This window comes from Intestinimonas sp. UBA1698, from assembly GCF_002320075.1.
Taxonomy (GTDB): domain Bacteria; phylum Bacillota; class Clostridia; order Oscillospirales; family Oscillospiraceae; genus Intestinimonas; species Intestinimonas massiliensis.
Map to the genome: position 1 here is coordinate 172,185 of NZ_DCJO01000033.1, position 23,587 is coordinate 195,771.

Genomic DNA, 23,587 nt, shown 5'->3' on the forward strand with positions numbered 1-23,587 from the left:
GGGAGGGGGTGGGGGAGGGGCTGGGGGCGGGCGAGCCGGTGCTGACGGCAGGCTTGCCGCTGCATCCGGCCAGCAAGCCCAGGGACAGGGTCAGGGACAGGGCGGTGACAGACAGTTTTTTCAGGTTCATTTCAATTCTACCTCCGTATTGGTTTATTTTGCGGGGGTGTGGGGCTCTATCTGCTTCATTTCAAAGTGGATCAGAAATGACAACAGCGCACGCAGGATGATGACGGCGCCCAGGACGGTGAGTTCGGTCAGGTCCCGAACCAGTACCGTCTTGAGAATCTCGGCCGCCATCTTGAATTCCAGGCTCAGGGCCAGGCCGTTGGCCAGTTGGAATTTAATATCGCGGGGCTCCCGGGTCACCAGTCCCTTCAAATACCGTCCGAAGGCTGCCACGGCGGAGACGGCCACCACGAAGATCCCCATCATCTCACACAGGGGGATGAGGACGGACAGGGTGGTCTCAACGAGGGTTTCCAGCATAGGACACCTCCTGGGTGGGGATGGGCCGCTGTCCGGCGGCCAGCAGAGCGCGGAAGGAGGCGGAGGAGGCCGCTCCGGTGGCCAGGCCGGTGAGGACCGACACCGCCAGCAGGAAGGGCAGATAGGAGATCACGTACACCGAGCCCAGCAGCACCATGGCGGCGCAGATCTGGCCCAGGTTGTGGGCGGCCGCCCCCAGCACACTGACCCCGTAGACCGAGAGAGCGGGGATGCGTCGGGCCAGGGTCATGGTCCCCAGGGCCAGCAGCCCGCCGGTGAGGGAAAAGGCCAGCGCGGACAGCCCCCCGCCGAACAATGACCCCAGGAAGCAGCGCAGCCCCAGAATGGTGACAGCCGGGCGGGTCCCCAGGAAATAGAGGGCCATGAGGGTGACGACATTGGCCAATCCCAGCTTGACGCCGGGCAGAGGCACCGCTATCTGGAGCGGGAGGAATCGCTCCAGATAAGACAGCCCCAGCGCCAGAGCTACCAGCACCGCGCACAGGGCCAGCGCTTTCGCTTTCATCCACACTCCCCCTTATCCTACCACGGCGTCCACATCGGGCGCGCCGGTGAGGCGGATCTCCACCCGGTTGGGCAGGCAGACCACCGCCCGCCCCGCCGCCGAAACCCAGCCGCTGTGAACGCAATCCGCACCGGGGCAATCGGCGTAGGTGACGGCCACCTGGCCGTCCCGGACGGTGATGGTGTTGGTATAGGCCCCTGTCAGGGTGAGGGATGCCTCCCGGTCCAGGGGCAGCTCCCCCACCAGCTTCCCCTCCTGATACACCCGCGCCACCACACGGTCGGTCCCGGCAGCCCGGGCCCAGAGCGCCAGCCCAAGGGCCAGGGCACACAGGAGGACGGCTCCGATGGCCGCCAGATCCCCCCGCCGGAAGGAAAGGCCCCCGCCGCGAGTCATGACTCCCCTCCTCCGCCGCTCCGGCGGCGCATGACCTTCAGCGCCACAAACTGGCTGAGAAGCTCCACCGTCCCGGCGATGCCCAGGGGACCGCTGTCCACCGTCAAGTCATAGCGGGACAGGTCGGCCCACTTGCCTCTGGTGTGAACGCCGTAGAGGCGGGCGCGCTCCCGGTCCTGCCGGAGGGCCTCCCGCCCGGCCTCCCCGGCGGGCAGACCGTACTGCTGGACGATGCGCTCCACCCGGTGATCCATGTCGCAGTGGATGAACACCCGGATCAGCCCCTCGGTGCCGGAGAGCACGTGGTCGGCGCAAAACCCCACGATGACGCAGGGACCCTGGGCCGCCATGGCCCGGATGGCGGCAAATTGCTCGTTTTCGCCGCCGCGCAGCTCCAGATCGGCGTCATGGCAGGGAATGCCCAGCCGCTGGGCCAGCCGCTGGCCGATTTCTTTGCCGCCGCTGCCGTACTTTCGTCCGATGGTGATGACCACGCCGCTCCCTCCCTGCATGTTTTCTTGCAGATCACAGTCTAACACTGCAACCTTAACGTCTGATACATGGCGCCTTAATAATTATTAAGATGCCCAAAAAAGACGCCGCGAAACCCATTGGGTTTCGCGGCGTCTGGTCAATCGGGCTCCGCCTCCCGTGGCGTGATGGGAAAGGTCACGGTGAACGCCGCGCCCCCCTCCGGGGCGGCCTCCACCTCAACGCGCCCGCGGTGCTCCTCCACCACCTGCTGGACAATGGCCAACCCCAGGCCGGTGCCCTTCCCGCTCTCCTTGGTGGTAAAGAAGGGCTCGAAAATGTGGGGCAGCACCTCCGGCGGGATGCCCGGTCCGGTGTCGGCCACCCGGAGGCGGATGGAGCTCTGGTCAGCGCTGGTGGTGACCGTCAGCGTCCCACCGTCCTCCTCCATGGCCTGGAAGGCGTTGAGCACCAGGTTCAGCAGGAGCTGGGAGAGCTGGGTCTCGTTGCCGTGGAGCCACAGGTGGCGGCAGTCCAGCCCCAAGACCACCTCCACCCCCGGCGGCTGGGCCGGAGCGGCCACCTCCAGCACCCGGCGGACCAGCTCGTCGGGAGAGACATACTGGAAGCTGAGGGCCGAGTTCTTCCGAGACAGGTCAGACAGGCGGGAGATGATGGTCTTGGCCTTGCGGGAGGCGTTGTAAATCTCCAACACGCTGTCGTAGAGCTCCGTGTCCTCCGGCGGCAGCTTTTCCAGCGCCAGAATGCTGTAGCCCATGATGGGGGTGAGCAGGTTGTTGAACTCGTGCGCGATGCTGGAGGTCAGGGTGCCGATGGTCTCCAGCCGCTGATGGTGGGCCAGCTCCCGGGTCTGCCGGTTGAGCTCCTCCATGGCCTGGTTCTTCTTCCGCAGCACCGCCAGCTCCCGGAGGCTGCGCTCATTCCGCCGACCGGCCCGGATGGAGAGCACCGCCAGCAGCACGATTCCGGTCACCACCATGCCGCCGTAGGCCAGAAGCCGGACAGCCGCCAGATGCAGCGGGCCGATGACCCCGTCGTAGTTTACCGAAACCCCCACCGCAAAGAAGCCGTTGGTCTCCTCCGTGGCCGGGAGCACCGCCATGCGGGCGATGTAGGTCTCCCCGCTGCGGCAGTAATTGGTCTCGTAGAAGGCCGTACCCTCCCGGGCCTGCTCCTGGTGCTCCATCAGATAGGTCAGACCGCTGAAATCGCAGTCTCCCGCCTTCAGGTCGTCCACCAGGTCCACCTGCACGCCGTCCATCGTCCGGTGGAGCAGGGTTTGTCCCCCCGCGTCCAGCAGCATGATGCGATCCTGGGTCCCGACGGTCAGGTCGCCCGCCACCCGCTGGTAAAAGCCCTCCAGATCCATCAGCGCCGCATAGCCCAGCCCCTCCTCCCGCTCCCGCACGAAGGCCAGGTAGATCCCCCCGTCCCCATCCATGCACGGGCGGATGCTGACCATCCCCTCTCGGCCCGCCTGGGGCGGAAAGCGGTAGTCGGTGCGCCCCCCGGTGGAGAGGAACACCACTCCGTCCTGGAGGGCCAGCACCGCCTGGATCAGATCGTCCTGGGCCAGCACGTTCTCCTCCATTCGGTAGAGCAGCTCCGCGGTATCCCCTGTGGTCCGCCAGGTCTCCTCCGCCGTGTGGAAGCCGCGCCGTTCGGTGACGTAGATCAGATTGGTGCCGTAGCGGTTCAGATAGCTCTCCACACTCCGGTCCACCGACCGGGCCAGGCGGAAGAGCTGGTCGTCCTCGCTGGCCAGGAGGATATCCCCGTATCGGTCGAACACCCGGTAGACCATCCCCAGCCCGGTGACGATCAGCAGCAGGATCAGGCTCAGGACCAGAAAGAACCGCTGCTTCCTCCTTTTAACAGGCTCCACAGGCAAACCCCCTTGTCAAACGTCCTGTTTTTGTCTATACTAACCATACACGATAGGGTCCATGCTGTAAAGGGGGAGTATTATGCCGGACATCGTGCTCATCGCAGACGACGACCAGGCCGTCCTCACTATGCTCTATAAGGTCGTACGCAGCAACGGCATCGAGGCGGACACCGCCGCCAGCGGCGAAGAGGCTCTGGCGCTGCTGGAGCAAAAACCCTATGACCTGCTCCTGCTGGACGTAAACAAGCATGGCATGGACGGCTTCCAGGTGGTCCAGGCCATTCGCCGCCGGGGGCTGAAGCTCCCCATCATCATCGTCAGCGGCCGCAAGGAGGACTACGACACCCTGTACGGCCTGGATATCGGGGCGGACGACTATGTGACCAAGCCCTTCAACCCCGTCACCCTGGGCGCCAAGGTCAAGGCCCTGATCCGCCGCAGCCGCAACCATCTACCCGGCGTGGACAGCGTCATCGCCGCCGGTCCCTTCCAGTACAACACCAGCACCCTGCGGTTCTATAAAAACGGTCGGGAGATTCTCCTGTCCTCCAAAGAAAACGCCATGATGAAGCTCTTCATCGACAACGTCAACCGCATCTTCTCCAAGGATATGCTCTATGACCTGATCTGGGGCGAGGCCATCATCGACGAAAACGCCATCATGGTCTACGTCAATCGCCTGCGCCAAAAGATTGAAGAGGACCCGTCCAACCCCAAATACATCCAGACCGTCCGCGGCCTGGGCTACCGCTTTGTGGTCTGACCCCCACCGGACCGCCCTTCCCCAGACCGGAAGGGCGGTTTTTCTGCCCCCCAAAGCATCTAAAGTATCTTATACAGATGGTATAATACGCTTTTTCTTTGGGCTGCTCCTTCCGTCCTTCCCGCAAGTTTTCTCTGCCGCTTCCCACGGGCTGGCATTTTTTTACGGACAAAATCGACCAAAAACCACCCACTTTTTTTATTTTCCCCCTCTAAGCCCCTTATTTTTTCGTTCCAAATTATTCCTCAAAAGTAGACATAACTCCTTATGTAAAGAATATCTACGCAGAGTTATTCACATTTTGCACAGGGTTTTCCACAGGTTCTCCGCCTTACGCCTTCAAGTTATTTTCCACTTTTCCACACTTTTGTCCACAGCCCTCTATCCCGAAAACCCCCTGGCGTACCGCCCCACTATTGGTCAACATAATCCTTCTTCCGTGTAAAAAAGGAGACCGGCACAGGCCGGTCTCCTCTTATCCGAGCTGGATGTCGCGGTTGGCGTAGGCGTTCAGATCCATCCCCGCCCGCCGGCCCGCCAGGTACTCATAATAGCCCTGGCACCCGATCATTGCCCCGTTGTCTCCGCACAGGGACAGCCTAGGCAAATAGAGCCGGTCCCCCGACCGGGCGCAGGCGGCTTCCAGGTCGGCCCGGATGCGGGAGTTGGCCGCCACGCCGCCGGCCACCGCCACCTTGCCGTAGTCCCTGGACCGGGCGGCGGCCATGACCCGGGGCACCAGCATCTCGCTGACCGCCGCTGAGAAAGAGGCCGCCAGCCCGGGTAGGTCCAGCTTCTCTCCCTTCTGCTGGGCGTTGTGGATTAGATTGATGGCGGCCGTCTTGAGCCCTGAGAAGGACATGTCCAGCGGGGCGTCGTGGACATGGACCTGAGGGAAGGCGTACCGTCTGTCGTCGCCCCCCTGGCTCAGCCGGTCCATGGGGGCCCCGCCGGGGTAGCCGATCCCCAGCACCCGGGCCACCTTGTCGAAGCACTCCCCCGCTGCGTCGTCCCGGGTGGCCCCTAAAATCTCCATTTCGGTGTAACCCCGCACGTCCACGATGAGGGTGGTGCCGCCGGAGACACATAGGCAGACGAAGGGGGGCTCCAGGTCGGGGTGGGTGATATAGTTGGCGGCAATATGGCCCCGCACATGGTGGACGGGCACCAGGGGAACCCCTAGGCCATAGGCCAGGGCCTTGGCGAAGTTGACCCCCACCAGCAAAGCCCCGATCAGGCCGGGGCCATAGGTAACGGCCACGGCGTCCACGTCCCTCTTGGTGAGTCCCGCCTGAGCCAGCGCCTGATCGGTCAGGCCCGCGATGGCCTCCACGTGCTTGCGAGAGGCGATCTCTGGCACCACGCCGCCGTAGATGGTGTGCATCTCCACCTGGGAGGCGATGGCGTCGGCCAGGACGGTCCTGCCGTCCCGGACCACCGCGGCGGCGGTCTCGTCGCAGGAGGATTCAAAGGCCAGGATGTTCAATGGAATGCCCTCTTTCTCTATACAGTCTCGGTCTCCGGCTCAGTCCTCCTCGGGGATGTGGATGAACCGCCGGTAGAGCCAAGGCGAAAATTCGTAGTGGTACAGCCGCCGGTGGGCCTCCGCGGCCTCCGCCTGGTCGGACTGGCCGCTGACCAGCATGGCGTAGGGGACGCCAAAGATGCGGGCGGTATAGCCCAGGTCCCGAAACCCGCCCCGGCGGTAAAACGCCAGACGCCGGCGGCGCAAAGCGTTCTCCTCCGCCTCCGCCCCAGGCTCCTCGGCCTCCGCCTCCACCAGCAGGCCCCGCCGGTCCCGGCAGCGGTCCAGCAGCAGTCTCAGCGCCGCGGTGCCGTATCCATGGCCCCTGGGCTTGTCCCGGCAGACTGCCAGGTAGTCCAGCAGCACATAGCCACCCTCCGGGTCGTCCCACAGCAGGGCGTAGGCCGCCAGCTCCTCCCCGTCGTACAGGCCCAGCGCCTCGTAGCGCCCGGCGGCCATCAGCTTCTCCATGGCGGACAGGGGCTTGCGCTCCATCCGGGGAAACGCGTGGCTGAGGTGCTCGTGATAGATGTGATGGAGCCCGTCCAGCCCCAGTTCTCTCAGGGTAAATCGGTTATGCTCTGTGTTCATTCCATTCCAATGTCATGAGGATGGCGTCCTCATGGACCTCCGTATAGTAATTTTTGCGCCGTCCCACCGGGCGGAAGCCCAGCTTCTCGTACAGGCCGATGGCCGCCCGGTTGCTCTCCCGGACCTCCAGGGTGAGAAAGGCCAGGTTGGCCCGGCCAAACCGGATAAAGGCGGACAGGATGGCCTCCGCCACCCCCTGCCGCCGCCAGGCATCGGCCACCGCGATCTTCTCCAGGCATCCCTCGTCCAGCACCACGCCCAGCTCGCCGTAGCCCAGGACCGTACCGTCCTCCCCTTCGGCCACCACCAGGGAGACCGTATCGTGAAACAGCTCCTCAGCAAAGATCTGCTCCGACCAGGGCTTGGCGAAGCAGGCGCGCTCGATGGCGCAGACCTGGGGTAGGTGGGAGCGGTCCATGGGGACCAGCTTGTAATTCAAATCCTTCACCTCACAAAAAGAGAGACGGCGGCGGAACCTCTCCCGGGGCCAGAGGCACCGCCACGTCGGTGCGGGCGGGGCCGTAGATGGCCCGGTGGACAGCCATCAGCTCCTCCAGCCGCGCCGGGGGCTCTCCCAGCAGCAGCGCCTGGAGCCGCACCCCGCAGGCCGCCATCTCATAGACGGGGACAAACCCGTTTCGGACATAAAAGCCCACCCGGCGGCGGCGCAGGACCTCCTCCGGCGCGCCGCTGTCCGGGTCCGGCCACTCGGCCTCGGTGAGCACGCCGCACCGCCCCGCGCATTGCCCAGCCAGCTTCCGGAGGATGAGACTCCCCAGCCCCCCGTTCCGGCGGGAGGCCGTCACGCCCAGATAATCCAGCAGCACATAGCCGGGGACGGCGGGCTCCCGCCACAGGTTGGCATAGCCCAGCAGCGCCGCCCCGTCATACAGCCCCAGGGCCTCATACCGCCCCGCCTCCAGCAGGGCGCGGATCTCGGCCAGGGGCTTTCGCTCGTTGGGCGGGAACGCCTCGGTCAGCTCCCGGGCGTACCACTGCTCCAAATCGGTGATCGGCCGCAGTTCCATCTCCTACTCCTTTGCCTCCGCCCAGCTCTGCCCGGCGGCGGAGTCGGCGTTCAGCGGCACCGACAGGTCGGCCACGCCCTCCATCTCCTGGGTCAGCAGCATTTTGACCCGCTCCACCTCGCCGTCCGGGCACTCCACGATCAGCTCATCGTGGACCTGGAGCACCAGCCGGGCCTCCAGTCCTTCCGCCCGGAGCCGCCGGTCCACCCGGATCATGGCCAGCTTCATCAGGTCGGCGGCCGTGCCCTGGATGGGCATGTTGAGGGCCACCCGCTCGCCGAAGGAGCGCAGGTTGAAGTTGGAGGACTTGAGCTCCGGCAGCCAGCGGCGGCGTCCCATCAGGGTGGAGACGAAGCCGTCGGCCTTGGCCCTTTCCACGATGTCCGTCATATACTGATGGACGCCGCTGTACTTTTCAAAATAGCGCTGCATATACTCCTTGGCCTCGTACCGGGGCACCCCGATGTCCTGGCTGAGGGAGAAGTCGGAGATGCCGTAGACGATGCCGAAGTTCACTGCCTTGGCCCGGCGGCGCATCTCGTGGGTGACGGCCTCGGGGGGCACTCCGAACACCTGGGAGGCGGTGACGGTGTGGATGTCCTCCCCGGTCCGGAAAGCGTCCTGCATCACCTTGTCGTCGGAGATGTGGGCCAGCAGCCGCAGCTCGATCTGGGAGTAGTCTGCGTCCACCAGCTTCCAGCCCTTGGGCGCCACAAACATCTTGCGCAGCTCGGCCCCCAGCTCGGTGCGCACGGGGATGTTCTGGAGGTTGGGCTCGGTGGAGGAGAGCCGCCCGGTGGCGGTCACCGTGTTCTGGAAGGAGGTGTGGATGCGTCCATCCTCCGCAATGACCTTGGTCAGCCCGTCCACGTAGGTGGACTTGAGCTTGGCAAGCTGCCGGTAATCCAGAATGACGTCCAGGATGGGGTGCTGCCCCTTCAGCCTCTCCAGCACCTCGGCGTTGGTGGAGTAGCCCGTTTTGGTCTTTTTCACCGGGGGCAGGCCCAGCTTGTCGAAGAGGATATGGCCCAGTTGCTGGGTGGAGTTGATGTTGAACTCCTCCCCCGCCTGCTGGTAGATTTCCTTCACGTCGGCGTCGATGCGTCCGTCCAGCATCTCCCCGAAGGCGGCGAGGGCCTTCCGGTCCACCAGCATCCCGGCCCGCTCCATCTCGGCCAGCACCGGGCACAGCGGGAGCTCCACCGCGTCGTACAGCCGGCGCATCCCCAGCTCCTCCAGCCGGGGCGCGAGGGTCTGATAGAGCAGCTCGATGAGGGCGGTATGGCTCATAAGGGCGGCCAGGGGGATCGCCGGGTCGGCCAGAGGCCCAAAGGCGTCGGGGGCCAGGTAGTCCCTGGCCTTGGGCACCTCGAAATTGAAATAGGTCACCGACAGCTTCTCCAGCTCATAGCTGCCGTCGGTGGGGGCCAGGAGATAAGCGGCCAGGGCGGTGTCGAATACAACTCCCTCCGGGGACAGCCCCTCGGCCAGCAGCCGCTCCATCAGCGTCTTGGCGTCGTGGACCACCTTTTTGATCTCCGGAGAGAAGACGCCCCGCAGAAAGTCGTTGTAGCCCTCCAGCTTGTCCGCGAAAAAGAGGGCGGCTTTCCCCGCTCCTTCGCCTCCCCACTCCACGCAGACGGCGTCCAGAGTGGGCGTAGCCAGCACCGCCACGTGGTCCCGCTGCCGCCACAGCGCCAGCAGCTCCTCCATGCGCGCCCGGTCCGTGACCTGCTCGCTTTCACAGGAGCCCACACCCTGGAGCTGTTCCTCTACGCCCCCCGCCGGTCCGGCGGACAGGCCCATTTTGTCGATGAGCTTGGAGAACTCCAGCTTCAAAAAGAGCTCGTACAGGGCAAGGCGGTTCACCGGCTTCCGGGCCGCGTCCTCCGGAGCAAAGTCCAGAGGGGCGTCGCAGCGGATGGCCGCCAGGTCATAGGACATCCTGGCCTGCTCCCGGCCCTCGGCCAGTTTTTTCAGCACCGCCGGCTTGGCCTCTACCTGCTCCAGACCGGCGTAGAGGGCCTCCACGCTGTGGTAGCGCTGGATCAGGTCCATGGCGGTCTTTTCCCCGATGCCCTTCACCCCGGGGATGTTGTCGCTGGCGTCCCCCATCAGCGCCTTCAGGTCGATCATATGGATGGGCTCGAAGCCATAGGCCTCCTGAAAGGCGGCGGCCGTCATCTCTTTGGTGGTGGTCTGTCCCATGCGGGTGGTCACCAGCTTCACCCGGGTGCGGCCGGTGATGAGCTGCAGGGAGTCCTTGTCCCCGGTGACGATCACCGTGTCCCACCCCGCCGCGGCGTCCCTCACCGAGATGGTGCCGATCAGATCGTCGGCCTCCCACCCCTCCAGCTCGTAGCGTGGGATGTTCATGGCGTCCAGGACCTCCTTCAGGATGGGCACCTGGGCGGCCAGCTCATCGGGCATCCCCTTGCGCTGGGCCTTATAGCCCTCATAGGCCAGATGCCGGAAGGTGGGGCCCCTCCGATCGAAGGTGACGCACAGGGCGTCGGGCCTCTCCTCATCCACCAGCTTTTGCAGGATGGTGAGAAAGCCGTAGACGGCGTTGGTGGGTGTGCCGTCCCGGGTGGTGAGCATCCGAATGCCGTAAAAGGCCCGGTTGATGATGGAATTGCCGTCGATGACCATGAGCTTCATGGGGAGGCCTCCTGCCCCCGGGCCTTTGCCGCCCGGACATAAAATCACAAAATATAGTATAACAGTTTTCCCCAATCAGAGCAAGGGAAAACCGGGCGGCTCAAAAAAGCCGCCCGGTCCCCTGTCCCAGGCATCCCGGTGCAGGGACGGCTGCGTCGGGGGCTGTTATGGTTTCGACGCCTCCAGCCTGCCCAGGGGCCGGTAGACGGTGCAGTACATAGTGAGCAGACAGGCCAGCCCGCCCACCACATTGGAAATAGGCTCGGCCCAGAACACTCCGTCCACCCCCATACCCAGCACGGGCAGCAGAAGAGTCAGGGGCGCCACGATGAATGCCTTGCGCAGCAGGGAGAAGAATACCGCAAACCTGGACTTCCCCAGCCCCACGAAGGTAGACTGGCCGATGAACTGGAAGGACATGCAGAAGAAGGCGGCAAAATAGATGCGGAAGGCCGGAATGCCGGCGGCGATCAGGTCGGTCTCATCGTTGAAAATACGGATCAGGCTGCCGGGGATGGCCAGCGTCATGGCCCAGACTGACAGAGAGTAGAGCATGGTCACCACCGCCGTGAAACGGATGCCCTGCCGCACCCGGTCATACTCCTCCGCCCCGTAATTATAGCCCAGCACCGGCTGACAGCCGTTGGTGATACCCTGTACGGGCATGGAGATGACCTCCCGCACCGAGTTGATGATGGTCATGATCCCCACATAAAGGTCCCCGCCGTAAAGCTGCAGGGAGGCGTTGCACAGGATCTGCACCAGACTGTTGGTCATGGCCATGGCGAAGCCGGACATGCCCAGGCCCAGAATCCGTCTGACCCGGGAGGCTTTTAGCCGCAGGCAGGACGCCTTCAGGCGGAGCAGGGCCCTCCGCCCGGTGAGGAACCGCAGCACCCACACGGCGGAGCAGCACTGGGAGAGGACGGTGGCCAGAGCGGCGCCCCCGACGCCCAGATTCAGCGCAAAAATGAAGATGGGGTCCAGCACAATGTTTACCACCGCCCCCAGCGCCACCGTGCACATCCCCATCTCGCCGAAGCCCTGGGCGTTGATAAACGGATTCATGCCCAGACCCACCATGACAAAAAGAGTGCCCAGGGCGTAGATGGTCAGGTAGGCGTCGGCATAGGGAAAGGTATCGGGGCTGGCCCCAAACAGGTAGAGGATGGGCTTTTTGAACAGCAGGATGACCACAGTCAGCACCGTCCCTACCAGAAGCAGGAGGGTAAAGGAATTTCCCATGACCCGCTCGGCCTCTTCCTCCTCCCCCCTGCCCCGGCAGATGGAGCACAGGGGAGCGCCCCCCATACCGCACAGGTTGGCAAAGCCCATGAGGATGGAGATGATGGGCAGGCACAGCCCCAGGCCCGTGAGCGCCAGGTGGCCCGGCAGCCGCCCCAGATACATCCGGTCCACGATGTTGTAGAGGATATTGATGAGCTGGGCCGCCGTCATGGGCCCCGCCAGCATGAGGATGTTGCGGGGGATGCTCCCCCTGGAAAAATCATTCTGCCGTTCCGCCGTTGGAACCCCCTCCTCGCCTTGCATTCTGACTGGAAAAAGCATACTATGGGATTATACTATTATTTCGGGTCCGGGGCAAGAGCCTCTCCCCGATCCTGCGCGCAAAGAAAGGACGTTTTCTGAATGGATCTGCTGCTGCGGGCCCAGGCCCTTTTTCCAGTCCTCAAGGCCCTCAAGGACGACCTGCACCGCCATCCGGAGCTCAGCGGCCGGGAGGTGCGCACCACCGCGCTTTTGAAGCAAAAGCTCTCCGCCCTGCCTGTGGAATTGGTGGACCTGGGCGTGCCCACCGGCACGGCGGCCCTGCTGCGGGGCGGCAGGCCCGGCCCGCTGGTGGCCCTCCGGGCCGACATCGACGCCATCGTCCAGGACACGCCGGAACGGGGTGCAGTGGTGTCGGAGCACCCCGGCGTCATGCACGCCTGCGGCCACGACTTCCACACCGCCGGGCTCTACGGGGCGGCGGTACTGCTGTCCGAGCTGCAGGACACGCTGCCCGGCGGCGTCATCTTCCTCTTCCAGCCCTCGGAGGAGACCACCGGCGGAGCCCGGCTCCTGCTGGACCACGGCCTCTGGGCCCGCTTTCCGGAAAAGCCCCGGTGGATCTTTGGGGTCCATAACCGTCCCCAGCTCCCTGCCGGGACCATCGCCGTCACCCCCGGTCCCCTCATGGCGGAAAAGTCCAATTTCACCATTACCCTCCATGGCCGTACCGGCCACGGGGGCTCTCCCCATCGGTGCGTGGACGTCATCGTCCCCGCCGCCGCCATTGTCCAGGGCATCCAGTCGGTGGTCAGCCGCAACACCGACCCCACCGACTGCCTGGTGTGCGCCGTGTGCTCCATCCACGCCGGCACGCCGGAGAACTTTGCCCCCGACCTTTTGACCATGACGGGGAGCATCCGGGTGTTTCGCCACGATACACGCCTCCGGGCGGAGCAGCGGGTGGAGGCCCTGGCCCGGGACATCGGGGCGGCCTACGGCTGCACCGTGGACTTTGAGACCGAGGAGGTGGCCCCGCTGGTCTGCAACGGACCGGAAATGACCGCGCTGGCCCGCCGGGCGGCGGAGGCCCTGGTGGGGCCGGAGCATGTGGTGATAGCTGCGCCGGAAATGAGCTCGGAGGACTTTGCCGAGTACGGCAAGGAGGTCCCCTCCTTTTTCTACTGGCTGGGTTCCGGCTTCCCGGACCGGGAAAACGCCGGGTGGCACAGCGACCAATTCCGCACGAATGACTCCGCCCTCCCCCTGGACGCCGCCCTGCTGGCCCGCTCCGCCCTGACGGCTCTCAGGTATGAAGGGTGACGACCGCCCTCCAACCGGTTCCTGCATCCGCCGCCCCCGCCGGGGTGGGAGGAAAAAGAGAACAGAAGGCGCTGCCGGCCGGCAGCGCCTTCTGCTGTTTCCATTACATCCGCTTCCACACGGGGCCCTGGGGGGTGTCGGTGACCTCCACGCCCATGGCTTTGAGCTGCTCCCGAATGGCGTCGGCCTCGGCAAAGTTTTTGGCCTTCTTGGCGGCGGTACGGGCCGCCACCAGGGCGTCGATCTCGCCGTCGCCCTCGGCGGGGGCTGCCTGAGCCGCCGCCTTCTCCCGGAGCGCCTCCGCCTTCTGCAGCAGGTCCAGCCCCAGCACCTGATCGAAGCGAGCGACCAGGGCGCGCTTGGTGGCATCGTTCAGGCCGGATTTCAGCACGTCGTACAGGCGGGTAATTCCCAAAGAGGTGTTCAGGTCGTTGCCGAGCGCCTCCCGGAAGGCATCCTTGTAGGGCGCGGCGGCGGCTTCATCCACCGCTCCCTCATCCTTCAGGGCAGCCACCCGGGCCACCAGCTTGTCGTAGGTGGTTCTGGCGTTGTCCAGATTTTCCCAGGAGAAGGTCAGTCCCTTGCGGTAGTGGGACTGGAGGCAGAACAGCCGGTAGACCAGCGGGTCGTACCCCTTCTCCTCCAGCAGGGAGACGGTGAGAAATTCCCCCTTGGACTTGCTCATCTTGCCGTCGGCGGTGTTGAGGTGGTGGACGTGCATCCAGTATTTGCACCAGGGATGGCCGAGATAGGACTCGGACTGGGCGATCTCGTTGGTGTGGTGGGGGAAGGCGTTGTCGATGCCGCCGCAGTGGATGTCCAAATACTCGCCCAGATACTTCATGGAAATGCAGGAGCACTCGATGTGCCAGCCGGGATAGCCCACGCCCCAGGGGGAGTCCCACTTGAGGGCCTGATCCTCGAACTTGGACTTGGTGAACCAGAGGACGAAGTCGTTCTTGTTGCGCTTGTTGGCGTCCTCCTCCACGCCCTCCCGGACGCCCACGGCCAGATTCTCCTCGTCATGGTCGTTGAACACATAATAGTGCTTCAGCTTGGAGGTGTCAAAATACACGTTGCCGCCGGCCAGATAGGCGTGCCCGGTGTCAATCAGTTTGGTAATCACCTTAATATAGGAATCGATCATGCCGGTGGCGGGCTGGACCACGTCGGGATACTTGATGTTCAGCTTTTTGCAGTCGTCAAAGAAGGCTTCGGTATAAAACCGGGCGATCTCCATGACGGTCTTGTGCTCCCGCTGGGCCCCCTTGAGCATCTTATCCTCGCCGGTGTCGGCGTCGGAGGACAGGTGCCCTACGTCGGTGATGTTCATCACCCGCGTTACGTCGTAGCCGTCGTAACGCAGGAATTTTTCCAGCACATCCTCCATGATATAGCTGCGCAGATTGCCGATGTGGGCGAAGTGATAGACGGTGGGGCCGCAGGTATACATCGACACCCTGCCGGGCTCATGGGGGACAAAGTCCTCCTTTTTATGGCTGGCGGAATTATACAGTTTCATAGATTTTTCTCCTTTGCGCTGTCATCCAGCATTTTTTCCAGCCATTCCAGCCGGGAGCTGATGGCCTGGAGCTCTTTTTGTACGGGGTCGGTGACGTGGATCTGGTCCACCTGGGTGGCATAATCCACCTTTTCGCCCGCCACCCGGACCACCCGGGCGGGCACGCCCACCGCGGTAGCCTCCGGCGGCACCTCGCTGAGGACCACGGCATTGGCGGCGATCCGGGCCCCCTCCCCCACCGTGAAGGGCCCCAGCACCTTGGCACCGCAGGCGATCATGACGTTGTTTTCAATGGTGGGGTGGCGCTTGCCCTGGTCCTTGCCGGTACCCCCCAGGGTGACCCCGTGGTAGATCAGGCAGTCGTCCCCTACCTCGGCGGTCTCGCCGATGACGATGCCCATCCCGTGGTCGATGACCAGCCGCCGCCCGATGTGTGCGCCGGGGTGGATCTCGATGCCGGTGAGATGCCGGGCAAGCTGGGAGTTCAGCCGGGCCAGGAAGAACAGCCTATGCCGGTAGAACCAATGGGATACCCGGTGGAAGAGGACGGCGTGGACGCCGGGGTACAGCAGAAAGATCTCCAGCTTGGAGCGGGCGGCCGGGTCCCGCCGCTGATAGGCGCCCAGCAGCTCGGATAGACGTTTGAACATGGGTCTCCTCCTGACGTGATACAAACCGAACAAACGAAAAACGCCTCCCATGCCCGCAGGCATGAGAGGCGGCTGAAAAAGTCGCGGTTCCACTCTCGTTTCTCGCTCAATGGCCGGTAACGGGGCCAGACCGTGGGGCATTACGCCCCCGCGCTCCCGGATGCACTTCGCTCGGGGCTCCCGTGGGACCGCTTTCAGCCGGTGACGTTCCCTCTCTGTCCGGTCAACCCCCGCGCTACTCTTTCCGTTCCCCGCGCCGGTTTTTCCTATGTCCTCAGTATATTATCATTCCGCCGCTTTCGTGTCAAGTGCCGGAATGTCCCTCTCACTTGTTCCAGTTGAGCACATCCCGGTTCTTGACGAAATACTCCACGCCGGAATAGAGGGTGGTAGCCACGATGAGGGCCACGCACAGGGTATTGGCCGCCGCCGGGATGGGCAGCAGCATCAGGCAGATACACACCATGGTGGTGGCCGTCTTGACTTTGCCCGACCAGCCCGCCGCGATGACCCGGCCGTTGTCCACCGCCACCAGCCGCAGCCCAGTGACGGCAAATTCCCGCGCCACCACGATCAGGACGCACCAGGCGGGCATCCGGCCGATCTGGACGAACCACAGCATGGCGGATACCACCAGCAGTTTGTCGGCCAGAGGGTCCATGAACTTGCCGAAATCGGTGACCTGGTCGTAATGCCGGGCCACATATCCGTCAATGAAGTCGGTGACGCTGGCCAGCACAAAGATGGCCAGGGCGATGTAGTTGTGGTAGGGCGGAATAACCAGATAGAGCACCGCCAGGAAGATGGGAATCATCACCACTCTGGCCATGGTCAGCTTGTTGGCTGTATTCATCGGTCCTTACTCCTCGATTTCTCCGGTCAGATCGCCGTCGGCGGTGCCGGTAATACGCACATTGACAAAGCTCCCGGCGGGCACCATGCCTCCGGCAGTAAAGTAGACATGGCCGTCCACGTCCACCGAGTCGGCATAGGTCCGGCCCGCCCAGCAGCCCATATCCGGGTCGAAGCCCTCGCAGAGGACCTCCATCACCGTGCCCAGCCGTGCCTCGTTCCAGGCGTCCATGACGCCGGACTGGAGATCCACCAGCCGCTCCACGCGGTGGCGCTTCACGTCCTCTGGCACCTGGTCCGGCATATCAGCAGCAGGTGAGCCCTCCTCCGGAGAGAAGGCGAACACGCCGGCCCGCTCCAGGGCGTTTTCCCGCAGGAAGCCGCACAGTTCCTCAAACTCCGCCTCTCCCTCGCCGGGCAGGCCGCAGATGATGGAGGTGCGGATGACCAGGCCGGGAATCCGCGCCCGGAGCTTGCTCAGCAACGCTTCGATCTGCGCCTTGGTGCCCCGGCGGTTCATGGCCTTCAGGATGCCATCGTTGCAGTGCTGGAGCGGGATATCCAGATACTTGACGATCTTGCGCTCCGAGGCCACCACCTCGATGAGCTCGTCGGTGACCTCGTCCGGGTAAAAATAGTGCAGCCGAATCCAGTGGAAGTCCAGCCTGCACAGCTCCCGCAGCAGTTCGGGCAGGGCATGGCGGCCGTACAGGTCGGTGCCGTAGCGGGTGATATCCTGGGCCACCAGGATGAGCTCCTTGACCCCGGCGCCGGCCAGTTGCCCCGCCTCCGCCAGCAGGGACTCCATGGGTCGGCTGCGGTAACGGCCCCGCAGGGACGGGATGACACAGAAGGCACAGCGATTGTTGCAGCCCTCCGCAATCTTCAGGAAGGCGGTATAGGAGGGCGTGGAGACCAGCCGGGCCCCATCCTCCACCGTCCGGTCGATGTCCCCAAAGAGCTTGGGGGTCTCCCCCGCCATGGCCGCCTCGGCCGCAGAGACAATGTCGGTATAGCTGCCGGTGCCCAGGATGCCGTCCACCTCGGGCAGCTCGGTCAAGACCTCGTCCTGATACCGCTGGGACAGGCAGCCCGCCACCAGCAGCTTCTTCAGCCGCCCCGTCTCTTTGAGCGGAGCCACCTCCAGAATGGTGGCGATGGCCTCCTCCTTGGCGGAGTCGATGAAGCCGCAGGTGTTGACGACCGCCACGTCAGCCCCGTCGGGCTCGCCGGTGACCTCGTGGCCCGCCGCCTGGCACAGGGCCATCATCTGCTCGGTGTTCACCCGATTCTTATCACAGCCCAGAGAGATAAATGCAATCTTCAAAGGTCGATAACTCCTTTTTATTCCTCAATATCCGCACCCCAGCGGCGGAGCCCCTCGCTGATGTCCGACCAATGGTAGCCCCTGCGGGCCAAGGCGTCGGAAGCCTTCTTCAGCTCCCGGCGGTCGGTCGGGGCGCCCTTGAGCTTCTGGCGCAGGAAGGCGTCGATGGCCGCACACGGATCGGCGGTCTCGGCCAGAGCGTCCTCCCAGAGCTCCCGCGCCACCCCCCGGCGATAGAGCTCATCCCGGATCTTGTAGGGGCCGTAGCCCTTGGCGGAGTAGTGCCGCACCACCGTCCGGGCGTATTCAGCGTCGTTCAGCAGTCCCAGCCGCTCCAGCCAGTCGGCGGTCTCCGCCGCCTGGGCCTCGTCGGCCAGGGGCGGCTTCTCCCGGTCTCGGGGGCAAGCGGTGAGCCGGTCGATGAGCTCCCTGCGGGACATGGGCCGGGCGGTGAGCAGGGCCAGGGCCTTTTCCCGGAGCCGGCCCTTCCGCGCCGCCGCCAGCAGCCGGTCGGCAGCGGCATCGTCCAGCTCCAGGCCGGCGTGGAGGGAAAAGTCCAGCATCTCAGCCTCCCCCACCCGCAGCAGAGAGCCATCCTCCAGCCAGATCAGCCAGCGGCCATCCTTGTGTCTGGAGGGGGCAATTTTACTGATCCGCATCCTCAAAGTCCTCGGCGGACACATCCACGGCGCGGCCTGCCGCCCGGGCGGCGGCCCTGGCCTGGCTGCTCATCAGCTTGTAGGCGTTGGCCCGAATGTCGGCCTCGATGCGCTCGGCCACCTCGGGGTTTTCCTTCAGATACTGCTTCACAGCGTCCCGGCCCTGACCCAGGCGGGTCTCCCCCATGGCGAACCAGGAGCCCGACTTCTGGATCAGGTCCAGCTTGACGCCCAGATCCACCAGCTCGCCCACCTTGGAGATGCCCTCGCCGTACATGATGTCGAACTCGGCCTCCTTGAACGGAGGGGCCACCTTGTTCTTCACCACCCGGGCCCGGGTGCGGTTGCCGATGATCTCGGAGCCGTTTTTCAGCGACTCGGTGCGGCGCACGTCGATGCGCACGGAGGAATAGAACTTCAGCGCCCGGCCGCCGGTGGTGACCTCAGGATTGCCGTAGACCACGCCCACCTTTTCCCGGAGCTGGTTGATGAAGATGACGATGCAGTTGGTCTTAGCGATGGAGCCGGCCAGCTTGCGCAGAGCCTGGCTCATCAGCCGGGCCAGCAGGCCCACATGGGAGTCGCCCATGTCCCCCTCAATCTCCGCCCGGGGCGTCAGCGCGGCCACCGAGTCCACCACCACCACGTCGATGGCGCCGGAGCGGACCAGGGCCTCGCAGATCTCCAGCCCCTGCTCGCCGGTGTCGGGCTGGGAGATGAGCATGGAGTCGATATCCACCCCCAGGGCCCGGGCATAGCCGGGGTCCAGGGCGTGCTCGGCGTCGATGAAGGCCACCTCGCCCCCCCGCTTCTGCGCCTCCGCCACGATGTGCAGGGCCAGGGTGGTCTTGCCCGAGGACTCCGGCCCGTAGATCTCCACGATGCGGCCCTTGGGCACGCCGCCGATGCCCAGCGCCAGGTCCAGGGAGAGGGAGCCGGTGGGGATGGCCTCCACCACGATACCGGTGTTCTCCCCCAGACGCATGATGGACCCCTTGCCGTAGGTCCGCTCGATCTGGGCCATGCAGGTCTCCAGTGCCTTCTGCTTGTCGGAGGCGGGGGCAGCAGCCTCCACCATAGGCTTTTTCGATGCCATAAGCTGTTCTCCTCTCAGGGCGCCGCCCCCCGGCGGGCCCTATGCTTCAGTGATTGACGGTCCCCTCCACCACGCGCCAGATCCCCTGGGTGTCCTGGTGGGTGAGGATATTTTCATAGCCGTTCTGGGCCAGAATGAGCTCCACGGCGGGGGCCTGTCCGGCGCCCACCTCAAAGACCAGGCTGCCCCCCAGCCGGAGAGCGTGGCCCCATCGGGCGGCCACGGCCCGGTAAAAGTCCAGTCCGTCCATGCCCCCGTCCAGCGCCCCCCAAGGCTCATAGTCCTTGACGGAGACATCCAGGGTGGGGATCTCCTGATGGGGGATGTAGGGCGGGTTGCAGGCAATAACGTCAAAATCCCACAGGCTGGCCGCGGGCTGGGTCAGGGCGTCGGCCTGGACGCAGGTGACCCTGGCGTTCAGGTTGTTGCGGCGGACGTTCTGCTTGCAAATGCGCAGGGCCCCCTCGGACAGGTCGGCCAGCACCACGCGGCAGTCCGGGGCGTTGGCCGCCACCGCCAGACCCACGCAGCCGCTTCCGGCACACAGGTCCAGCACCCGGGCCCCCTCCCCCGCCGCCCGGGCCAGGAGGATCGCGCGCTCGGCCAGCACTTCCGTGTCGGCCCGGGGGACGATGACCTCCCGGGAGATGTCCAGGGGCAGGCCGTAAAACTCCCATTCCCCGATGATGTAGGCCACCGGCTCACCGGCCAGACGGCGCCGGGTCAGCTCCTCCACCCTGCGCTCCACCTCGTCTGAGGCGTAGAGGGGCAAGTCCCGGAAAAACTGCTCCCGGGTCTTGTCGGCGGCAAAGCAGACCAGCTCTCTGGCCTCCAACTGGGCCATCTCCACCCCCGCCGCCTTCAGCCGTTTCCGGGTGTCCAGATATAAATTATTATAGGTGGTCGCCACGGCGTTTCACCTCTCGTCACGGTTGCTTTTTACCACTGGTCCTTGCCCTTCTCCTCCGGCAGTACCTCCTTGAGGGCGGCGATGCCCACCTCGATCATGGAGTCGTCCGGCTCGAAGGTGGTCCAGCGCTGGATGGCCATACCCGGCCGTCGGACGGCCCGGCAGATCAGGTTGTCGTGCCCGCCCACATAGCGGTTGAGCTCCCAGGTGATCCCCACCACCACCGGCAGCAGGGCCAGATGGACCAGTGTGCGCAGGAACGGGTTGGTAAAGTGGAAGGCCGAAAAGGAAAAGACGATGCTGGACAGCAGGATGGATACCACGATGACCACCAGCAAAAAGCTGGTGCCGCAGCGCGGGTGGTGCTTGGGCTGGGCCCGGACGTTCTCCACGGTGAGCTCCAGCCCTTTCTCATAGCAAAAGATGCTCTTGTGCTCCGCCCCGTGGTAAGAGAACACCCGCCGGATGTCCTTCATTCTGGAGCAAAAAATCAGATAGCCCAAAAAGAGAACGATGCGGGTGAGTCCCTCCACCAGGTTCCGCCCCCACAGAGGGATGCCGGGGAAGAAATACATCACGCCGCCGGAGAGCAGGGTCGGCAGGACGAAAAAGAGTCCCACGGAGAAGGCCATGCCCAGGATGACGGCCAGGGTGATAAAGAAGCTCATGGCCTTTTCGCTGCCCAGCTTCCTGTCCAGCCACCGCTCAAATTTCGAAGGCTCGGCGTCGGCCTCCTCCCCGTCCTCCGGGTAGAACTCCGCCGAGTACATCAGGGCGGTGACGCCGGTGTACATGGACGTGCAGAAATTGACCACGCCCCGGATGAACGGCCAGCCCAGCACCGGATGCCGGTCCTTGATGAGCTTGCGCGGCTCGGTCTTGATCTCCAGGTCGCCGTCCGGCCTGCGCACCACGATGGACTTTTTCTCGGGGCCCAGCATCATGATGCCCTCGATCAGAGCCTGGCCGCCGATCATGGTGCGGAACGGCGTGGCGCAGGCTTGGTTTTCTTTTGGCATTGTGCAGAAATTCTCCTTCACGCTTATGCAATCGTATTGTATCAGACTCGCATGGGAAATGCAAGAAATTTTCGAACTTTTGTTCTACTGTGTTTCAGGCCGCAGTGTTGCCGATGGGCAGCCGGATGGTGACGATGCAGCCGCCGCCCTCGGCGTTGCCGATGTCCAGACGTCCATTGTGGCGGGTGACGATCTCCTCGCAGACAGCCAGGCCGATGCCGGAGCCTCTGGCCTTGGAGCTGCCCTTATAGAACTTGTATTTGACGTGGGGCAGCTCGTCGGCGGGGATGCCGGGGCCGTAGTCCCGGATGGTGATGACCACGTCGTTGTCCGCGCCGGGCCGGATGGCGGTCTCGATGCGCTTGCCGGAGCCGCCGTGCTTGGCGGCGTTGTCCAGCAGATTGCAGAACACCTGCCGCATCCGCTCCGGGTCCCCGGGAATGGGGGGGAACTCCTCGTCACAGTCGGTGTGGGTCAGGGTGATGCCCTCCCGGCGGAAGAACTCGGTGTAGGTGTAGACCGCGTCCTCCAGCTCGGCCTTGATATCCATGGGCTCGATGGAGAGAGTGAAGCGGCCGTCCTCAATGCGCGAGAACTCCAGCAGCTCCTCCACCATGTTGGTCAGGCGGCGGGCCTCGGACACAATGATGCCCATCCCCTTCTTCACGTCCTCGGCATCCCGGACTTCCCCGTTCATAATGGTCTCCGCCCAGCCGTTGATGGCGGTCAGGGGGGTGCGCAGCTCATGGGAAACCGAGGAGATGAACTCGGACTTCATGCGCTCCGACTGCTTGATTTTCAGGGACATGTCGTCGATGGCGTCGATCAGGTCCCCGATCTCATCGTCAAATTTTTTTTCGATCTGGATGCCGTAGGACCCGGCTGCGATGCGCTTGGCGGTGTCGGTGACCACGCCCAAGGGCTCCACGATGGAGCGGACAAAATAGAGGTTGGAAAAGTACACCATAGAGACAATGACCGTCCCGATGGCCAGGGCGATGGCCACGATGACCATCACCTGCTTGTCCACCTGGCCCAGAGAGGTGACCACCCGCACCACGCCCCGGACGCTGCCGTTATACAGCACGGGGGCGGAGGCGGCCATGATGCGCTCCCCGGTCTCCGGGGAACTGCCCGACCAGGTGCGGACGAACTGCCCGTTGCCGGCCAGCGCCTCGTTGACATCCTGTGTGCCGGGATAGGAGCCGGGCAGAGTGAGCTGGGCGGAGGAGTACACCACGGTGCCGGACTCGTTCAGGTACTGGAGCTCCAGTACGTTTTTCTCCTCAAAGCCCTCCACCGTATCCCGGGCGGTCTGGAGATAGGCGCTTTGGGCGTTGCGGATGGTGTTGGCAAAGCCCCGCACCTTGGCCTCCAGACCGCTGCTCATGGTGGAGTAGAAATACCCCGCAATGGCCACGGAAAAGGCCGTCACAGCGAACAGGACGATGAGCAGGACGGCGGAAATACTGTTGAGCATCCAGCGCTTTCGAATTCCCTTGACCTTCGCCATATGTATTTCCACCTCCTATCACCTGCCATTCCCGGTGCGGGTGCGCCGGGGCTCCACGCGCTCTTGGACTTGCCCCTCAGAGCGCGGAGGGGCATTCCACCCGGCGGGCACGTGTGCTAAGGTTCTCCTACCAAAAGGCCCTTGCCCTAAAATCCCCACTTGTACCCATATCCCCACACTGTGGTGATAAAGGTCGGATTGGTGGGGTCGTCCTCAATCTTGATACGCAGACGCCGGATGTTCACATCCACGATCTTCAGTTCGCCAAAATAGTCTCTACCCCAGACCGAGTCCAAAATTTCTTCCCGGGACAGGGCCTTGCCCGGATTGTCCATGAAGAGCTTGACGATGTTGTACTCCACCTGGGTCAGCTTGACCCGCTGTCCGTTTTTCTCCAGCGTACGGTTGCGGGTATTCAGGAGGAAGGGCGGCTGGCTGATCTCCCCGGTATCCAGCGGCACGTCGCCTCCGGTACGGCGGTAGAGGGCGTCGATGCGGGCAGTCAGCTCCGCCGGAGAAAAGGGTTTGGTCACATAGTCGTCCGCCCCGGTCATGAGGCCGGTGATCTTGTCCATCTCCTGGGTCCGAGCCGTGAGCATGATGATGCCGATCTTCGAATCGCTGGCCCGGATGCGGCGGCAGACCTCGAAGCCGTCCATATCGGGCAGCATGATATCCAGCAGGGCCACCTTGATATCCGGATTGCGCCGGAGCTGGGCCAGGGCCTCTTCCCCGGTGTCTGCCTCGATGGCCTCATAGCCCGCCCGCTTCAGGTTGATAACCACAAAGCTGCGGATATTGGCCTCATCCTCCAATACCAGTACCTTTTTCATCTCCCGCACTCCGTC

The 23,587-nt window shown here is 64.1% G+C and carries 23 protein-coding genes; 2 read left to right on the plus strand and 21 right to left on the minus strand.

Annotated features, from left to right (window positions below):
- Positions 1-153 precede the first annotated feature (153 nt).
- From B3H64_RS07830 to B3H64_RS07850, 5 genes are all read right to left on the minus strand, one after another.
- The gene (locus tag B3H64_RS07830; RefSeq protein ID WP_050618556.1) at positions 154-489 is read right to left on the minus strand and encodes a DUF1622 domain-containing protein; all 336 of its coding nucleotides are present in this window, start codon (positions 487-489) and stop codon (positions 154-156) included.
- Positions 470-1,015 carry a Gx transporter family protein gene (locus tag B3H64_RS07835; RefSeq protein ID WP_094762445.1) on the minus strand — a complete coding sequence of 182 codons (546 nt, stop codon included), beginning with the start codon at positions 1,013-1,015 and terminating at the stop codon, positions 470-472. Before B3H64_RS07835 ends, B3H64_RS07830 begins: the two co-directional genes overlap by 20 nt.
- A 12-nt stretch (positions 1,016-1,027) precedes the next feature.
- Positions 1,028-1,411, minus strand: coding sequence for a NusG domain II-containing protein (locus B3H64_RS07840; RefSeq protein WP_050618557.1), 384 nt, complete (start codon positions 1,409-1,411; stop codon positions 1,028-1,030).
- Positions 1,408-1,905, minus strand: a complete 498-nt coding sequence (locus B3H64_RS07845; protein ID WP_050618558.1) for an AAA family ATPase — start codon at positions 1,903-1,905, stop codon at positions 1,408-1,410. Before B3H64_RS07845 ends, B3H64_RS07840 begins: the two co-directional genes overlap by 4 nt.
- A 137-nt stretch (positions 1,906-2,042) precedes the next feature.
- Positions 2,043-3,788 (minus strand): sensor histidine kinase, encoded by a 1,746-nt coding sequence (locus tag B3H64_RS07850; RefSeq protein ID WP_286734262.1) that lies wholly within the window; start codon positions 3,786-3,788, stop codon positions 2,043-2,045.
- Positions 3,789-3,870: 82 nt separating this feature from the next.
- Between B3H64_RS07850 and B3H64_RS07855 the strand changes: the two genes are divergently transcribed.
- Positions 3,871-4,554 (plus strand): response regulator transcription factor, encoded by a 684-nt coding sequence (locus B3H64_RS07855; protein WP_286734264.1) that lies wholly within the window; start codon positions 3,871-3,873, stop codon positions 4,552-4,554.
- 475 nt (positions 4,555-5,029) lie between these two features.
- Here B3H64_RS07855 and tsaD read toward each other — a convergent pair whose 3' ends face one another.
- The 6 genes from tsaD to B3H64_RS07885 form a co-directional block, all read right to left on the minus strand.
- Positions 5,030-6,040 (minus strand): tRNA (adenosine(37)-N6)-threonylcarbamoyltransferase complex transferase subunit TsaD, encoded by a 1,011-nt coding sequence (gene tsaD, locus B3H64_RS07860; protein ID WP_050618561.1) that lies wholly within the window; start codon positions 6,038-6,040, stop codon positions 5,030-5,032.
- Between the two features lie 39 nt (positions 6,041-6,079).
- Entirely contained in the window at positions 6,080-6,670 is a 591-nt protein-coding gene (locus B3H64_RS07865) for a GNAT family N-acetyltransferase (RefSeq protein ID WP_050618562.1), read from the minus strand.
- Positions 6,654-7,118 (minus strand): ribosomal protein S18-alanine N-acetyltransferase, encoded by a 465-nt coding sequence (gene rimI, locus B3H64_RS07870; protein WP_256319159.1) that lies wholly within the window; start codon positions 7,116-7,118, stop codon positions 6,654-6,656. Before rimI ends, B3H64_RS07865 begins: the two co-directional genes overlap by 17 nt.
- 1 nt (position 7,119) lies before the next feature.
- Positions 7,120-7,698 (minus strand): GNAT family N-acetyltransferase, encoded by a 579-nt coding sequence (locus tag B3H64_RS07875; protein WP_286734268.1) that lies wholly within the window; start codon positions 7,696-7,698, stop codon positions 7,120-7,122.
- 3 nt (positions 7,699-7,701) lie between these two features.
- On the minus strand, positions 7,702-10,359 hold the full coding sequence (gene polA / locus B3H64_RS07880) for a DNA polymerase I (RefSeq protein WP_286734270.1): 2,658 nt from the start codon (positions 10,357-10,359) through the stop codon (positions 7,702-7,704).
- A 165-nt stretch (positions 10,360-10,524) separates the two neighbouring features.
- A complete protein-coding gene (locus tag B3H64_RS07885; RefSeq protein WP_286734271.1) occupies positions 10,525-11,928 on the minus strand; it encodes an MATE family efflux transporter in 1,404 nt (467 codons plus the stop codon).
- Between the two features lie 81 nt (positions 11,929-12,009).
- On the opposite strand from B3H64_RS07885, the gene B3H64_RS07890 reads away from it, so the two are divergent.
- On the plus strand, positions 12,010-13,191 hold the full coding sequence (locus B3H64_RS07890; RefSeq protein WP_050618566.1) for a M20 family metallopeptidase: 1,182 nt from the start codon (positions 12,010-12,012) through the stop codon (positions 13,189-13,191).
- Positions 13,192-13,294: 103 nt separating this feature from the next.
- Here B3H64_RS07890 and cysS read toward each other — a convergent pair whose 3' ends face one another.
- The 10 genes from cysS to B3H64_RS07940 all read right to left on the minus strand — a co-directional run bounded on the left by cysS (position 13,295) and on the right by B3H64_RS07940 (position 23,572).
- Complete coding sequence (gene cysS, locus B3H64_RS07895) at positions 13,295-14,713, minus strand: cysteine--tRNA ligase (RefSeq protein ID WP_050618567.1); 1,419 nt, start codon at positions 14,711-14,713, stop codon at positions 13,295-13,297.
- A complete protein-coding gene (epsC, locus tag B3H64_RS07900) occupies positions 14,710-15,363 on the minus strand; it encodes a serine O-acetyltransferase EpsC (RefSeq protein WP_195892329.1) in 654 nt (217 codons plus the stop codon). The genes cysS and epsC overlap by 4 nt, the downstream gene beginning before the upstream one ends.
- A gap of 325 nt (positions 15,364-15,688) precedes the next feature.
- Positions 15,689-16,216 (minus strand): CDP-diacylglycerol--glycerol-3-phosphate 3-phosphatidyltransferase, encoded by a 528-nt coding sequence (gene pgsA, locus B3H64_RS07905; protein WP_050618569.1) that lies wholly within the window; start codon positions 16,214-16,216, stop codon positions 15,689-15,691.
- A gap of 6 nt (positions 16,217-16,222) precedes the next feature.
- Positions 16,223-17,542 (minus strand): 30S ribosomal protein S12 methylthiotransferase RimO, encoded by a 1,320-nt coding sequence (gene rimO / locus B3H64_RS07910; RefSeq protein ID WP_050618570.1) that lies wholly within the window; start codon positions 17,540-17,542, stop codon positions 16,223-16,225.
- A gap of 17 nt (positions 17,543-17,559) precedes the next feature.
- On the minus strand, positions 17,560-18,201 hold the full coding sequence (locus tag B3H64_RS07915; protein ID WP_050618571.1) for a regulatory protein RecX: 642 nt from the start codon (positions 18,199-18,201) through the stop codon (positions 17,560-17,562).
- Entirely contained in the window at positions 18,188-19,297 is a 1,110-nt protein-coding gene (gene recA, locus B3H64_RS07920; RefSeq protein WP_094762446.1) for a recombinase RecA, read from the minus strand. Before recA ends, B3H64_RS07915 begins: the two co-directional genes overlap by 14 nt.
- 46 nt (positions 19,298-19,343) lie before the next feature.
- On the minus strand, positions 19,344-20,207 hold the full coding sequence (prmC, locus tag B3H64_RS07925; protein WP_050618572.1) for a peptide chain release factor N(5)-glutamine methyltransferase: 864 nt from the start codon (positions 20,205-20,207) through the stop codon (positions 19,344-19,346).
- 29 nt (positions 20,208-20,236) lie between these two features.
- Positions 20,237-21,226: a DUF1385 domain-containing protein gene (locus tag B3H64_RS07930; RefSeq protein WP_050618573.1), complete on the minus strand. Its 990-nt coding sequence runs from the start codon at positions 21,224-21,226 to the stop codon at positions 20,237-20,239.
- 94 nt (positions 21,227-21,320) lie between these two features.
- Positions 21,321-22,739, minus strand: a complete 1,419-nt coding sequence (locus B3H64_RS07935; protein ID WP_238073637.1) for a sensor histidine kinase — start codon at positions 22,737-22,739, stop codon at positions 21,321-21,323.
- Between the two features lie 146 nt (positions 22,740-22,885).
- The gene (locus tag B3H64_RS07940; protein ID WP_050619602.1) at positions 22,886-23,572 is read right to left on the minus strand and encodes a response regulator transcription factor; all 687 of its coding nucleotides are present in this window, start codon (positions 23,570-23,572) and stop codon (positions 22,886-22,888) included.
- Positions 23,573-23,587 lie beyond the last annotated feature (15 nt).

Excerpts from the sequence above, each read along its gene's own strand:
- B3H64_RS07830 (WP_050618556.1), bottom strand. The coding sequence starts at position 489 with ATGCTGGAAACCCTCGTTGAGACCACCCTGTCCGTCCTCATCCCCCTG.
- B3H64_RS07835 (WP_094762445.1), bottom strand. The coding sequence starts at position 1,015 with ATGAAAGCGAAAGCGCTGGCCCTGTGCGCGGTGCTGGTAGCTCTGGCG.
- B3H64_RS07840 (WP_050618557.1), bottom strand. The coding sequence starts at position 1,411 with ATGACTCGCGGCGGGGGCCTTTCCTTCCGGCGGGGGGATCTGGCGGCC.
- B3H64_RS07855 (WP_286734264.1), top strand. The coding sequence starts at position 3,871 with ATGCCGGACATCGTGCTCATCGCAGACGACGACCAGGCCGTCCTCACT.
- B3H64_RS07865 (WP_050618562.1), bottom strand. The coding sequence starts at position 6,670 with ATGAACACAGAGCATAACCGATTTACCCTGAGAGAACTGGGGCTGGAC.
- B3H64_RS07875 (WP_286734268.1), bottom strand. The coding sequence starts at position 7,698 with ATGGAACTGCGGCCGATCACCGATTTGGAGCAGTGGTACGCCCGGGAG.
- polA (WP_286734270.1), bottom strand. The coding sequence starts at position 10,359 with ATGAAGCTCATGGTCATCGACGGCAATTCCATCATCAACCGGGCCTTT.
- B3H64_RS07885 (WP_286734271.1), bottom strand. The coding sequence starts at position 11,928 with ATGCTTTTTCCAGTCAGAATGCAAGGCGAGGAGGGGGTTCCAACGGCG.
- B3H64_RS07890 (WP_050618566.1), top strand. The coding sequence starts at position 12,010 with ATGGATCTGCTGCTGCGGGCCCAGGCCCTTTTTCCAGTCCTCAAGGCC.
- cysS (WP_050618567.1), bottom strand. The coding sequence starts at position 14,713 with ATGAAACTGTATAATTCCGCCAGCCATAAAAAGGAGGACTTTGTCCCC.
- epsC (WP_195892329.1), bottom strand. The coding sequence starts at position 15,363 with ATGTTCAAACGTCTATCCGAGCTGCTGGGCGCCTATCAGCGGCGGGAC.
- pgsA (WP_050618569.1), bottom strand. The coding sequence starts at position 16,216 with ATGAATACAGCCAACAAGCTGACCATGGCCAGAGTGGTGATGATTCCC.
- B3H64_RS07915 (WP_050618571.1), bottom strand. The coding sequence starts at position 18,201 with ATGCGGATCAGTAAAATTGCCCCCTCCAGACACAAGGATGGCCGCTGG.
- recA (WP_094762446.1), bottom strand. The coding sequence starts at position 19,297 with ATGGCATCGAAAAAGCCTATGGTGGAGGCTGCTGCCCCCGCCTCCGAC.
- B3H64_RS07930 (WP_050618573.1), bottom strand. The coding sequence starts at position 21,226 with ATGCCAAAAGAAAACCAAGCCTGCGCCACGCCGTTCCGCACCATGATC.
- B3H64_RS07935 (WP_238073637.1), bottom strand. The coding sequence starts at position 22,739 with ATGGCGAAGGTCAAGGGAATTCGAAAGCGCTGGATGCTCAACAGTATT.
- B3H64_RS07940 (WP_050619602.1), bottom strand. The coding sequence starts at position 23,572 with ATGAAAAAGGTACTGGTATTGGAGGATGAGGCCAATATCCGCAGCTTT.